Origin of the sequence: Pseudomonas sp. UYEF17, assembly GCF_040546125.1 — a bacterium.
GTDB lineage: Bacteria > Pseudomonadota > Gammaproteobacteria > Pseudomonadales > Pseudomonadaceae > Aquipseudomonas > Aquipseudomonas putida_Z.
The window spans coordinates 48,129-61,352 of record NZ_JBEPNE010000023.1; the positions used below are offsets into that span (position 1 = coordinate 48,129).

13 protein-coding genes and 1 pseudogene are annotated in these 13,224 nt (G+C 65.2%); 13 read left to right on the forward strand and 1 reads right to left on the reverse strand.

The genetic code is table 11. The features are described from left to right. Positions 1 to 21 precede the first annotated feature (21 nt). Positions 22 to 621 carry a phenylacetic acid degradation protein PaaY gene (gene paaY, locus ABIB24_RS24180; protein WP_025339114.1) on the reverse strand — a complete coding sequence of 200 codons (600 nt, stop codon included), beginning with the start codon at positions 619 to 621 and terminating at the stop codon, positions 22 to 24. Between the two features lie 355 nt (positions 622 to 976). Here paaY and paaF point away from each other — a divergent pair, with 355 nt between their 5' ends. The 13 genes and pseudogenes from paaF to ABIB24_RS24245 form a co-directional block, all read left to right on the forward strand. After that, positions 977 to 1,750 carry a 2,3-dehydroadipyl-CoA hydratase PaaF gene (paaF, locus tag ABIB24_RS24185; protein WP_354317392.1) on the forward strand — a complete coding sequence of 258 codons (774 nt, stop codon included), beginning with the start codon at positions 977 to 979 and terminating at the stop codon, positions 1,748 to 1,750. 34 nt (positions 1,751 to 1,784) lie between these two features. Next, a complete protein-coding gene (gene paaG, locus ABIB24_RS24190; protein WP_013972608.1) occupies positions 1,785 to 2,576 on the forward strand; it encodes a 2-(1,2-epoxy-1,2-dihydrophenyl)acetyl-CoA isomerase PaaG in 792 nt (263 codons plus the stop codon). Positions 2,577 to 2,578: 2 nt separating this feature from the next. Further along, the gene (paaH, locus tag ABIB24_RS24195) at positions 2,579 to 4,096 is read left to right on the forward strand and encodes a 3-hydroxyacyl-CoA dehydrogenase PaaH (RefSeq protein ID WP_354317393.1); all 1,518 of its coding nucleotides are present in this window, start codon (positions 2,579 to 2,581) and stop codon (positions 4,094 to 4,096) included. Continuing rightward, entirely contained in the window at positions 4,089 to 4,529 is a 441-nt protein-coding gene (gene paaI, locus ABIB24_RS24200; protein ID WP_137163934.1) for a hydroxyphenylacetyl-CoA thioesterase PaaI, read from the forward strand. The genes paaH and paaI overlap by 8 nt, the downstream gene beginning before the upstream one ends. Beyond that, complete coding sequence (gene pcaF, locus ABIB24_RS24205) at positions 4,522 to 5,742, forward strand: 3-oxoadipyl-CoA thiolase (RefSeq protein ID WP_354317394.1); 1,221 nt, start codon at positions 4,522 to 4,524, stop codon at positions 5,740 to 5,742. Before paaI ends, pcaF begins: the two co-directional genes overlap by 8 nt. 121 nt (positions 5,743 to 5,863) lie before the next feature. Further along, a complete protein-coding gene (paaK, locus tag ABIB24_RS24210) occupies positions 5,864 to 7,183 on the forward strand; it encodes a phenylacetate--CoA ligase PaaK (RefSeq protein ID WP_354317395.1) in 1,320 nt (439 codons plus the stop codon). Between the two features lie 258 nt (positions 7,184 to 7,441). Further along, positions 7,442 to 8,431 carry a 1,2-phenylacetyl-CoA epoxidase subunit PaaA gene (gene paaA / locus ABIB24_RS24215; RefSeq protein ID WP_025339109.1) on the forward strand — a complete coding sequence of 330 codons (990 nt, stop codon included), beginning with the start codon at positions 7,442 to 7,444 and terminating at the stop codon, positions 8,429 to 8,431. Positions 8,432 to 8,456: 25 nt separating this feature from the next. Then, entirely contained in the window at positions 8,457 to 8,738 is a 282-nt protein-coding gene (gene paaB, locus ABIB24_RS24220; protein WP_137163930.1) for a 1,2-phenylacetyl-CoA epoxidase subunit PaaB, read from the forward strand. 8 nt (positions 8,739 to 8,746) lie between these two features. Continuing rightward, positions 8,747 to 9,505: a 1,2-phenylacetyl-CoA epoxidase subunit PaaC gene (gene paaC / locus ABIB24_RS24225; protein ID WP_137163929.1), complete on the forward strand. Its 759-nt coding sequence runs from the start codon at positions 8,747 to 8,749 to the stop codon at positions 9,503 to 9,505. Beyond that, positions 9,492 to 10,025 carry a 1,2-phenylacetyl-CoA epoxidase subunit PaaD gene (paaD, locus tag ABIB24_RS24230; RefSeq protein WP_137163928.1) on the forward strand — a complete coding sequence of 178 codons (534 nt, stop codon included), beginning with the start codon at positions 9,492 to 9,494 and terminating at the stop codon, positions 10,023 to 10,025. The genes paaC and paaD overlap by 14 nt, the downstream gene beginning before the upstream one ends. A 15-nt stretch (positions 10,026 to 10,040) precedes the next feature. After that, positions 10,041 to 11,117: a 1,2-phenylacetyl-CoA epoxidase subunit PaaE gene (gene paaE / locus ABIB24_RS24235; RefSeq protein WP_025339106.1), complete on the forward strand. Its 1,077-nt coding sequence runs from the start codon at positions 10,041 to 10,043 to the stop codon at positions 11,115 to 11,117. Positions 11,118 to 11,335: 218 nt separating this feature from the next. Beyond that, positions 11,336 to 11,644 (forward strand): DUF485 domain-containing protein, encoded by a 309-nt coding sequence (locus tag ABIB24_RS24240; RefSeq protein ID WP_004376242.1) that lies wholly within the window; start codon positions 11,336 to 11,338, stop codon positions 11,642 to 11,644. Continuing rightward, positions 11,635 to 13,203 (forward strand): annotated as a pseudogene (locus tag ABIB24_RS24245) (cation acetate symporter); the annotation flags it as partial. The gene ABIB24_RS24240 and the pseudogene ABIB24_RS24245, both read left to right, overlap by 10 nt. Positions 13,204 to 13,224 lie beyond the last annotated feature (21 nt).

Genomic DNA, 13,224 nt, shown 5'->3' on the forward strand with positions numbered 1-13,224 from the left:
CATTGCGTGACGCTGCCAGGCTCATGCCGATGCCTGGCCTTTGGGCCTGACGCCAGTGTCTTCCATGCGTGGGCGCTCGGGCTCGATCTCGGTCAGTGGTGGGCATTCGACCATGCTGTTCATGCAGCGTTGCGCCAGGTGCTGGTACTCCGCCGTGCCGCGTTGCTTCCAGGCCAGTTCCTGTTCGGTCAGTGGGCGCTTGACCTGGGCTGGCGAGCCCATCACCAGGCTTTGTGCCGCACATTCGAAGCCCGCCTTGACGAATGCCGTGGCCGCGACGATGCAGCGCGGTGCCACATGGGCACCATCCATCACCACCGCGTTCATGCCGATCAAGGCGTCTTCGCCCACGCGGCAGCCGTGCAGCACGGCCCCATGCCCAACATGCCCGTTGCGTTCGACCACCGTATCGCCACCCGGGAAACCATGCATCACGCAGGTGTCCTGCAGGTTGGCGCCCTCCTCCAGCACGATTCGGCCGAAATCTCCTCTTAGTGATGCCAGCGGGCCGACGTAGCAACGAGGGCCGACGATGACATCACCAATCAGCACGGCGCTGGGGTGCACGTAGGCTGTCGGATGAACCACGGGCGTCAGGCCGTCCAGTCGATAGCAAGGCATGGCAAAGCTCCTGAAATGATTTCAAATGCGCCCTGATCTTGTATCACAATATTGTGATGCGTCAATCAGCATGGTCGTGTATCGCTTTTGCTGGGGTCATCGCGCTCCCATAAATTCAGCATTATGCATTGAATGCGAGGTGATGAAGCGATTCAACATCATGAAACCCTTTGCTGATGCAGTTGTCATTCACGCAAAAAGAGATACATGAAACAATTTTGAATGTTGCATAATTGTATCGCGTAATGCATATACTGGTTCCAACTGGACGTGATCCCCGGATCACGCCCCTGCAAACAATTCCAAGAAATGCCGGCCCCACGATGTGCCGTGCGTGCAGCCAGAGGAACCCGACATGCCGCGATATCTCGATGTGCAGGCGCCCGAACACGGCGTCCAGCTCATTACCCTGCAACGGCCCGAGGCGCTCAACGCCCTGTGCACTGAGCTACTGGCAGAGCTGGCCGCTGCGCTGGAAGCGGCCGGGCGAGACGAACAGATCCGTGCGGTGGTGCTCACCGGCAGCCGCAAGGCATTCGCCGCAGGCGCCGATATCCGCGAGATGGCCGAACGCGACCTGGTCGGCATCCTCAACGACCCCCGGGTGGCCCACTGGCAAAGCATCGCCGCCTTCGCCAAGCCACTGATCGCCGCCGTCAACGGCTACGCCCTGGGTGGCGGCTGCGAACTGGTGATGTGTGCCGACATCGTCATCGCCGGCTGCGACGCCCGTTTCGGCCAGCCGGAAATCAACCTCGGCATCATCCCCGGCGCCGGTGGCACCCAGCGCCTGCTGCGGGCAGTAGGCAAGCCGCTGGCCATGCAAATGGTGCTGACCGGCGAAGCCATCACCGCCCGACATGCCTTGCAGGCCGGGCTGGTCAGCGAAATCACCCAGCCGGAACTCACCTTAGAACGCGCCCTGCACATCGCCCGCAGCATCGCCGCCAAGGCCCCGCTGGCGGTGCGCCTGGCCAAGGAAGCGCTGCTCAAGGCCGGCGATACCGACCTGGCCAGCGGCCTGCGCTTCGAACGCCATGCCTTCACCTTGCTGGCCGGCACCGCCGACCGCGACGAAGGCATCCGTGCCTTCCAGGAGAAGCGCCATGCCCGCTTCCAAGGCCGCTGATCATCTTTCCCTCGACTGACGGAGCGAGTCTGTCATGACTTTCCAGCACATCCTGTTTTCCATCGAGGACGGCGTCGCCCTCCTCTCGTTGAATCGCCCCGAGCAGCTGAACAGCTTCAATACCGCCATGCACCTGGAAGTGCGCGAGGCACTCAAGCAAGTACGCCAGAGCAGCGAAGCACGGGTGTTGTTGCTGACTGCCGAAGGCCGTGGATTCTGCGCCGGCCAGGACCTGTCCGACCGCAACGTCGCCCCGGGCGCCGAGATGCCGGACCTGGGCGAATCGATCGACAAGTTCTACAACCCGCTGGTGCGCACCCTGCGCGACCTGCCGCTGCCGGTGGTCTGCGCGGTGAACGGCGTGGCTGCCGGCGCCGGTGCCAACATCCCGCTGGCCTGCGACCTGGTACTGGCCGCCCGCTCGGCCAGCTTCATCCAGGCCTTCTGCAAGATCGGCCTGGTACCCGACTCCGGCGGCACCTGGCTGCTGCCGCGCCTGGTCGGCATGGCGCGGGCCAAGGCCCTGGCCATGCTGGGCGAGCGCCTGGGCGCCGAACAGGCCCAGCAATGGGGGCTGATCCACCGCGTGGTGGACGATGCCGCGCTGCGCGACGAAGCCCTCACCCTCGCCCGCCAGCTCGCCACCCAGCCCACTTACGGCCTGGCCCTGATCAAGCGCAGCCTGAACGCCAGTTTCGACAACGGTTTCGATGAACAGCTGGAGCTGGAGCGCGACCTGCAGCGCCTGGCCGGGCGCAGCGAGGACTATCGCGAAGGCGTGAGTGCCTTCATGAACAAGCGCACGCCGGCATTCAAGGGGCGTTGATCATGAGCGCACTCGCAAGCAATGCCCAGGTGGCGGTGATCGGTGCGGGCGCCATGGGCGCAGGCATCGCCCAGGTTGCGGCCCAGGCCGGCCACCCGGTAAAGCTCTACGACAACCGCCCGGGCGCTGCCGCCCAGGCGGTGGCCGGCATAGACCGGCAACTTGCCCGCCTGGTGGAAAAAGGCAAGTTGCAGGCTGCCGAGCGGGAAGCCATCAGCGCCCGGCTGTGCCCGGTAGACGACCTCGAATCCTTGGCCGATGCCCGCCTGGTGATCGAGGCCATCGTCGAGAACCTCCAGGTCAAGCAGGCGCTGTTCAGCCAGCTGGAAGCCTTGTGCGCCAACGACTGCATCCTCGCCAGCAACACCTCGTCGCTGTCTATCACCAGCCTCGCCGCCGGGCTGCAACGCCCGCACCAGGTGGTTGGCATGCACTTCTTCAACCCGGCGCCACTGATGGCCCTGGTTGAAGTGGTCTCGGGCCTGGCCACCGCCCCGGCCGTTGCCGCGTGCATTCATGCCACCGCCCAGGCCTGGGGCAAGCAGCCGGTGCACACGCGCTCCACGCCGGGCTTCATCGTCAACCGTGTGGCGCGGCCGTTCTACGCCGAAAGCTTGCGCCTGCTGCAGGAAGGCGCAGCCGATTGCGCCAGCCTCGATGCGCTACTGCGTGATGCCGGCGGTTTCCGCATGGGCGCGTTCGAACTCACCGACCTGATCGGCCACGATGTCAATTACGCCGTTACCTGTTCGGTCTTCGATGCGTTCTACGGCGACTTCCGCTTCCAGCCTTCGCTGGTGCAAAAAGAACTGGTGGACGCAGGCCGCCTCGGGCGCAAGACCGGCCAAGGCTTCTATAGCTATGCCGAAGGCGCCGAACGCCCGCAGCCAGCCGAATTGCACAGCCCCGCCATCGTCGATGCCTGCGTCGTCGAAGGCGACCTGGGGGTGATGCAGCCGCTAATCGAACGCCTGCGCCAAAGCGGCGTCGCCGTGACCCAGCGCGCCGGCAGCGGCCTGATCCAGGTGGGCGATGCCACCTTGGCGCTGTCCGATGGCCGCCTGGCCAGCCAGCGCGCCCGGGAAGACGGCCTGCGCAACCTGGTGCTGCTCGACCTGGCCCTGGACTACACCACCGCCACCCGCCTCGCCATCAGCTGGTCGGCCGACACCAGCGACAACGCTCGTGACCAGGCGGTGGCCTTGCTGCGGCGTGCCGGCCTGAAGGTAACGGCGGTCGCCGACCTGCCCGGCCTGGTGGTGCTGCGCACCGTGGCGATGCTCGCCAACGAGGCCGCCGATGCCGTGTTGCAAGGTGTCGGCAGCGCCGCCGACATCGACCTGGCCATGCGCGCCGGCGTCAACTACCCCTGCGGCCCGCTGGCCTGGGCCGCGAACATCGGCATCGCCCACACCCTGCGCGTGCTCGACAACCTGCAGCGCAGCTACGGCGAGAGCCGTTACCGCCCTTCCCTGCTGTTACGCCGCTGCGAAGCCAAAGGAGGCACCCTGCATGACTGAAGTCGAACTGGCACAAGCCTGTGCCGAGGCCATGTACGCCCGCGACCAGGCCACCCAGGGCCTGGGCATCCGCCTGCTGGAGGCCGGCCCGGGCCAGGCACGCCTGCGCATGCCGGTACGCGCCGACATGATCCAGGGGCATGGCACCTGCCATGGCGGCTTCCTGTTCGCCCTGGCCGACTCGGCGTTTGCCTTCGCCTGCAACAGTCACGACCAGGCCACCGTCGCCCTGGGCTGCAGCATCGACTACCTGGCCCCGGCGCTGCGTGATGACGTGCTTACCGCCCGCGCCAGCGAGGTCAGCCGCAAGGGCCGCACCGGCCTGTACCACGTCCGCATCGAGAACCAGCGCGGTGAGCTGGTGGCGATGTTCCATGGCAAATCCTACAAAGTGCGCGGCACCGTGCTGGCGCAGGAGACACAAGATGACTGAACACACCCTGGCCGATGCCTTGATCATCGACGCCGTGCGCACCCCCATCGGCCGTTATGCCGGCGCCTTGAGCGGCGTGCGCGCCGATGACCTGGCCGCCATCCCGCTCAAGGCCCTGATCCAGCGCCACCCCGAACTGGACTGGAAAGCCATTGACGACGTCATCCTCGGCTGTGCCAACCAGGCTGGCGAGGACAACCGCAACGTCGCGCACATGGCCAGCTTGCTGGCCGGGCTGCCGATCGAAGTGCCGGGCACCACCATCAACCGCCTGTGTGGCTCCGGCCTGGACGCCATCGGCAATGCAGCCCGCGCCCTGCGCTGCGGCGAAGCCGGGCTGATGCTGGCCGGCGGCGTGGAGTCGATGTCACGCGCACCGTTCGTCATGGGCAAGTCGGAGCAGGCGTTCGGCCGTGCGGCCGAACTGTTCGACACCACCATCGGCTGGCGTTTCGTCAACCCACTGATGAAGGCGGCCTTCGGCACCGATTCGATGCCGGAAACGGCCGAGAACGTTGCGCAGCAATTTGCTATTTCCCGCGCCGACCAGGACGCCTTTGCCCTGCGCAGCCAGCACAAGGCCGCCGCCGCCCAGGCACGCGGGCGCCTGGCACGGGAAATCGTGCCAGTCGAGATCCCGCAGCGCAAAGGCCCGGCCAAAGTGGTCGATCACGACGAACATCCCCGCGGCGACACCACCCTGGAGCAACTGGCCAGGCTGGGTACCCCGTTCCGCGACGGCGGCAGCGTCACCGCCGGCAATGCCTCCGGGGTCAACGATGGTGCCTGCGCCCTGCTGCTCGCCAGCAGCGCCGCCGCCCGCCGTCATGGCCTGAAGGCTCGCGGCCGCATCGTCGGCATGGCGGTGGCCGGGGTCGAACCACGGCTGATGGGCATCGGCCCGGTGCCGGCTACCCGCAAGGTGCTGGAGCTTACCGGATTGTCGCTGGCCGACATGGACGTCATCGAGCTCAACGAGGCCTTTGCCGCCCAGGGCCTCGCGGTACTGCGCGAGCTCGGCCTGGCTGACGACGACGAGCGGGTCAACCGCAACGGCGGTGCCATCGCCCTGGGCCACCCGTTGGGCATGAGCGGTGCACGCCTGGTCACCACCGCGTTGCACGAGCTGGAAGAAACCGCCGGACGCTACGCCCTGTGCACCATGTGCATCGGCGTTGGCCAAGGCATCGCGATGGTCATCGAACGCCTCTGAGCGGCTCAGACCATCGGCTTGTTACCGAACCGAACGCAGCCGTATATGCTGCTTCCATGACACTCACCGCGCGGCCTGCAACCGGTACCGCGCGGCGTACAAGAACAATTTGAGTGAAGCCATGAACATGTACCATGATGCCGATCGTGCCCTGTTGGACCCGATGGAAACCGCCAGTGTCGACGCCCTGCGCCAGCACCAGCTGGAGCGCCTGCGCTGGAGCCTGAAGCACGCCTACGACAACGTGCCGCTGTACCGCCAGCGCTTTGCCGAGTGCGGCGCCCACCCCGACGACCTCAAGTGCCTGGAAGACCTGGCGAAGTTCCCCTTCACCGGCAAGAACGACCTGCGCGACAACTACCCCTACGGCATGTTCGCCGTGCCCCAGCAAGAGGTGGTGCGCCTGCACGCCTCCAGTGGCACCACCGGCAAGCCGACGGTGGTGGGCTACACCCAGAACGACATCGACACCTGGGCCAATGTGGTCGCCCGCTCGATCCGTGCCGCGGGTGGGCGCAAGGGGGACAAGGTGCATGTCTCCTACGGCTACGGCCTGTTCACCGGCGGGCTCGGCGCGCATTACGGTGCCGAGCGCCTGGGCTGCACGGTGATCCCCATGTCCGGTGGCCAGACCGAAAAGCAGGTGCAGCTGATTCGCGACTTCCAGCCCGACATCATCATGGTCACCCCCTCCTACATGCTCAACCTGGCCGACGAGATCGAGCGCCAGGGCATCGCCCCGCAAGACCTCAAGCTGCGCCTGGGCATATTCGGCGCCGAGCCGTGGACCGATGAGCTGCGCCGCTCGATCGAGCAAAGGCTGGGCATCGATGCCCTCGACATTTATGGCCTGTCGGAAATCATGGGGCCTGGGGTGGCGATGGAGTGCATTGAAACCAAGGATGGCCCGACCATCTGGGAGGACCATTTCTACCCCGAGATCATCGACCCGGTCACCGGTGCGGTGCTACCGGACGGCCAACTGGGCGAACTGGTGTTCACCTCGCTGAGCAAGGAAGCGTTGCCCATGGTGCGCTACCGCACCCGCGACCTCACTCGCCTGCTGCCCGGTACCGCCAGGCCGATGCGGCGGATCGGCAAGATCACCGGCCGCAGCGATGACATGCTGATCATTCGCGGGGTCAACGTGTTCCCGACCCAGATCGAGGAGCAGGTGCTAAAAATAAAACAGCTTTCCGAGCTTTATGAGATTCATCTGTATCGCAATGGCAACCTGGACAGCGTCGAGGTGCACGTGGAACTGCGTGCGGAGTGCCAGCACCTTGATGAAGGCCAGCGCAAGCTGTTGACCGGGGAGCTGACCAAGCAGATCAAGACCTACATCGGCATCAGCACCCAGGTGCGCCTGCAGCCCTGCGGCACGCTCAAGCGTTCCGAGGGCAAGGCCTGCCACGTGTTCGACAAACGGTTGGCCAGCTGATTCATTCGGCTGCCTTTTCGGCCCCGGCATCGTCCGGGGCTTTTTTTTTGCGCTTTTTCGGCTGGCCTCTTCGCGGGCTCGCCCGCTCCCACAGGAAATGAAGTGAAGCCCAGGCCTGCGCGGTCCCTGTGGGAGCGGGCGAGCCCGCGAAGAGGCCGGAATGCGATACACAAATCTTATTCGATACACATAAAACTGTTTGACGTTATGTTTTGTATCGCTTACAAATGACTCATGCCTTAGCAGGAGTCGGAACACATGTACGCACAGCTAGTGGAAACCGGAGTCAAGCGCGTCAAGTCGCTGGAAGAGATGTCGCCCGAGGAGCGCAACTTCCAGGAAAAGATCGACGCCGAAATCAAGATCGAAGCCAAGAACTGGATGCCCGAGGCCTATCGCCAGACCCTGATCCGGCAGATCTCCCAGCACGCCCACTCGGAAATCGTCGGCATGCTGCCCGAAGGCAACTGGGTCACCCGTGCCCCCAGCCTCAAGCGCAAGCTGCAGCTGATGGCCAAGATCCAGGACGAAGCCGGCCACGGCCTTTACCTGTACAGCGCCATGGAAACCCTGGGCGCCGACCGTGACGAAGAAATCGCCAAGCTGCACAGTGGCAAGGCCAAGTACTCGAGCATCTTCAACTACCCCACCCTCAGCTGGGCCGACATGGGCGCAGTGGGCTGGCTGGTGGACGGCGCCGCCATCGTCAACCAGGTGGTGCTGCAGCGCACCTCCTACGGCCCGTATTCGCGCGCGATGATCCGCATCTGCAAGGAAGAGAGCTTCCACCAGCGCCAGGGCTACGAAATCCTCCTGACCATGATGCGCCACGGCACCCAGGCCCAGCGCGACATGGTCCAGGACGCGATCGACCGCCTGTGGTGGCCGGCACTGATGATGTTCGGCCCCAGCGACGAGCACTCCCCCAACAGCGCCCAGTCCATGGCCTGGAAGATCAAGCGCCAGACCAACGATGAACTGCGCCAGCGCTTCATCGACCAGACCGTGCCGCAGCTCGAACTGCTCGGCTGCACCGCCCCCGACCCCGAGCTGAAGTGGAACGCCGAGCGCGGCCACTACGACTTCGGCGAAATCCAGTGGGACGAGTTCTACGAAGTGATCAAGGGCAATGGCCCGTGCAACCAGGAACGTGTCGCCACCCGGCGCAAGGCCATCGAGGACGGTGCCTGGGTACGCGAGGCCGCCGTGGCCTACGCGCGCAAGCAACAGAACAAGAACGCCGCCTGAGCGGCGATTGATGCGGAGATCGAAAATGTCTGTCTGGACCCTCTACGAAGTGTTCGTGCGCAGCAAGCACGGCCTTAACCACAAGCATGTCGGCAGCGTGCACGCCGCCGATGCCACCATGGCCATCGAAAACGCCCGCGAGCTGTACACCCGCCGCAGCGAAGGCGTGAGCCTGTGGGTGGTGCCCTCGGCACTGATCACCGCCTCTTCCCCGGACGAGAAAGACCCGCTGTTCGCCCCGGCGGACGACAAGGTCTACCGCCATGCCAGCTTCTACGAACTGCCCGACGAAGTCGGACACATGTGAGGTTGGCCATGCACAACGAAACCCTTGTCCCCTACCTGCTGCTGCTCGGCGACAGTGCCCTGGTGCAGGGCCAGCGCCTCTGCGAATGGTGTGGCCGCGCCCCGGCCATCGAAGAAGAACTGGCCCTGATGAACGTCGGTCTCGACCTGGTAGGCCAGGCGCGCAACTGGCTGGAGTACGCCGCCGAGCTGCTCAATGATGGCCGTGACGCCGACGCCCTGGCCTTCCGCCGTGACGAGCGGGCCTATCGCAACCTGTTGCTGGTCGAGCAGCCCAACGGCGATTTCGCCGTGACCATGACCAAACAGTTCTTCTATGACGCCTGGCATTTCGCCGTGCTTCAGGGCCTGGTCGGCTCGAACGACGAGCGTGTCGCCGGTATCGCCGCCAAGGCCCTGAAGGAAGTCACCTACCACCTGCGCCGCTCCAGCGAGTGGGTGCAACGCCTGGGCGGTGGCACCGAAGAAAGCCGCCAACGCATGCTCGCGGCCATCCCGGCACTGTGGCGCTTCACCGTCGAGCTGGCTGCCGGTAGCGACAATGAAGTGCACCTGGCACAGGCGGGTATCGCCGCCGACCCCGCTGCCGTCGGCGCGGCCTGGCTCAAGCAGGTTGGCGAGACCTTCGCTTCGGTCGAGCTGCCGCTGCCCAAGGCCGCCAGCCACTTCTACCTGGACGGTCGCAAAGGCCTGCACACCGAGCACCTCGGCCTGCTGCTGGCCGAGATGCAGTTCCTGCCAAGGGCGTACCCCGATGCAACCTGGTGAGCTGATTGCCGGCGACCGTGGCGCCCGCGCGCCACGCGGCGACGACCTGGCCCGGGCCTGGGCGGTACTGGCCCAGGTCATGGACCCGGAAGTGCCCGTGGTCAGCGTGGTCGACCTGGGCATCGTGCGCGACCTCGGCTGGCGCGCCGGGCACCTGCACCTGGTCGTCACGCCGACCTACTCCGGCTGCCCGGCCACCGAGGTGATCGAAGGGGATATCCGCCAGGCGCTGGAACAGGCCGGCTTCCCCGCCCCGGCTCTGGAGCGCCGGCTGACCCCGGCCTGGAGCACCGACTGGATCAGCGAACTGGGCCGCGAGCGCCTGCGCGCCTACGGCATCGCCCCGCCACAGGGCAGCGCCAGCAAACGCAGCCTGCTCGGCGAGGCACCGCAGGTGTGCTGCCCGCAGTGCGGCAGCGCCCATACCGAATTGCTCAGCCAGTTCGGTTCCACGGCTTGCAAGGCGCTTTACCGCTGCCGCGAGTGCCTGGAGCCGTTCGACTATTTCAAATGCATTTGAGCCGTGGAGAACGCCATGAGCCAGTTTCACAGCCTGACCATCAAGCAAGTGCGCAACGAGACCCGCGATGCGGTGTCGATTGCCTTCGACGTGCCCGAGCACCTGCAGGCGCAGTTCCGTTTCACCCAGGGCCAGTACCTGGTCATGCGTACCCAGCTGGACAACGAAGAAGTCCGCCGTTCCTACTCCATCTGCAGTGCCGTGCAGGACGGCGAACTGCGTGTGGCGGTAAAGCGCGTGCCTGGCGGGCGCTTCTCGGCATTTGCCAATGACGTGCTCAAGGCCGGCCAGCAACTGGAAGTGATGCCGCCGTCGGGCAGCTTCTTCGTGCCACTGGAGCCGGCCCGCCAGGGCAACTACCTGGGCGTGGCTGCCGGCAGCGGCATCACACCGATCCTGTCGATCATCGCCACTACCCTGGCCAGCGAGCCACACAGCCGCTTCACCCTGCTGTACGGCAACCGCTCCAGCTCTGGCGCACTGTTCCGCGACAAGCTGGAAGACCTGAAGAACCGTTACCTCGACCGCCTGAACCTGATTTTCGTGTTCAGCCGCGAGCAGCAGGATGTCGACCTGTACAACGGCCGCATCGATGCCGACAAGTGTGGCCAGCTGTTCTCGCGCTGGATGGACGTTGCCAACCTGGATGCCGCATTCATCTGCGGCCCGCAGGCGATGACCGAGACGGTGCGCGACAGCCTGCGGGCCAATGGCCTGGCCAAGGAACGCATCCATTTCGAGCTGTTCGCTGCAGCTGGCAGCGAAGCCCGTCGTGAAGCCCGCGAGGCGGCGCGCCAGGTGGACTCGGCGCTCAGCCACATCACCGTGATCAGCGACGGCCGCGCCCTCACCTTCGACCTGCCACGCAACACCCAGAACGTGCTGGACGCCGGCAACGCCATCGGCGCCGAGCTGCCGTACTCGTGCAAGGCCGGCGTGTGCTCGACCTGCAAGTGCCGGGTAATCGAGGGCGAAGTGGAGATGGACAGCAACCATGCCCTGGAGGACTACGAAGTGGCGGCCGGGTACGTGCTGTCGTGCCAGACCTACCCGGTGAGCGACAAGGTGGTGCTCGATTTCGACCAGCTCTGAAACCTTGTGGGAGCGGCCTTGTGTCGCGAAAGGGCTGCGCAGCAGCCCCGGCAATCTGTGATCAAAGCCTGAATCCTGGGGCCGCGTTGCGGCCCTATCGCGACACAAGGCCGCTCCCACAGAGACCGCGTCAGCAACAAGAACCGCATTTGCAACACCGACAGGCAACACCCGCGTGACCTCAACAAAACAATTACAACACCCAGAGATCGCAACCCATGACACCCGAACGCATCGAAAGCATCGCCAACCACCCCGACTTCCAGCACCTGGTGCAGCGCAAACGCCGCCTCAACGGCAGCCTGACCCTGGCCATGCTGGTGATCTACTACGGCTTCGTCCTGCTGGTGGCGTTTTCCCCCAGCACCCTCGGCCAGTCCCTCAGCGGTGGCGTGACCACCGTCGGCATGCTGGTGGGCGTGCTGATGGTGCTGCTGTCCTTCGCCCTGACCGGTATCTACGTGCACCGTGCCAACAACGTGCTCGACCCGCTCAACGACAAGGTCAAGCAGGAGTGCGCACAATGAACTGGACCGCCATCTCGATGTTCATGGTGTTCGTCTGCTTCACCCTGCTGGTCACCCGCTGGGCTGCCATGCGCACCCGCTCGGCCAGCGATTTCTACACCGCCGGCGGGGGCCTGACCGGCATGCAGAACGGCCTGGCGATCGCCGGCGACATGATCAGCGCCGCGTCGTTCCTGGGCATTTCGGCAATGATGTTCATGAACGGCTACGACGGCCTGCTGTATGCCCTGGGCGTACTGGCCGGCTGGCCGATCATCCTGTTCCTGATCGCCGAACGCCTGCGCAACCTGGGCAAGTACACCTTCGCCGACGTGGTCAGCTACCGCCTGGCGCAAACCCCGGTGCGCCTGACCTCGGCCTTCGGCACCCTGGTGGTGGCGCTGATGTACCTGGTGGCGCAGATGGTCGGTGCCGGCAAGCTGATCGAACTGCTGTTCGGCATCAGCTACCTGTACGCGGTGATGCTGGTCGGCGTGCTGATGGTCGCCTACGTCACCTTCGGCGGCATGCTCGCCACCACCTGGGTGCAGATCATCAAGGCGGTGATGCTGCTGTCGGGCACCAGCTTCATGGCCTTCATGGTGCTCAAGCATTTCGGCTTCAGCACCGAGGCGATGTTCGCCAGCGCCGTGGCCGTGCATGCCAAGGGCCAGGCGATCATGGCCCCGGGCGGCCTGCTGTCCAACCCGGTGGACGCCATTTCCCTGGGCCTGGGCATGATGTTCGGTACCGCCGGCCTGCCGCATATCCTGATGCGCTTCTTCACCGTCAGCGATGCCAAGGAAGCGCGCAAGAGCGTGTTCTATGCCACCGGGTTCATCGGCTACTTCTACCTGCTGCTGATCGTCATCGGCTTTGGTGCCATCGTCATGGTCGGCACCGAGCCGTCCTACCGTGACGCCACCGGCGCGATCATCGGCGGCGGCAACATGGTCGCCGTGCACCTGGCCCAGGCCGTGGGTGGCAACCTGTTCCTCGGTTTCATCTCCGCCGTGGCCTTCGCCACCATCCTGGCGGTGGTCGCCGGCCTGGCGCTGTCCGGTGCATCGGCCGTTTCCCACGACCTGTATGCCTGCGTGGTGCGCCAGGGCAAGGCCAGCGAGCAAGAGGAAATGCGCGTGTCGCGTATCGCCACCCTGCTGATCGGCCTGCTGGCGGTCATCCTCGGCCTGATGTTCGAGTCGCAGAACATCGCCTTCCTCTCCGGCCTGGTGCTGGCGGTGGCCGCCTCGGTCAACTTCCCGGTGCTGCTGCTTTCGATGTTCTGGAAAGGCCTGACCACCCGCGGCGCGGTGTGCGGCAGCATGGCCGGCCTGGTTTCGGCGGTGCTGCTGGTGGTGCTGGGCCCGGCGGTATGGGTCAACGTGCTGCATCACGAAAAGGCGCTGTTCCCCTACAGCAACCCGGCGCTGTTCTCCATGAGCCTGGCCTTCCTCGGCGCCTGGGTGTTCTCGGTCACTGACAGTTCCGAACGCGCCAGCCAGGAACGTGGCCGCTACCTGGCCCAGTTCATCCGTTCTATGACCGGAATCGGCGCTGCCGGCGCCAGCAAGCACTGACTCTCAGGGAAGAACAACCAT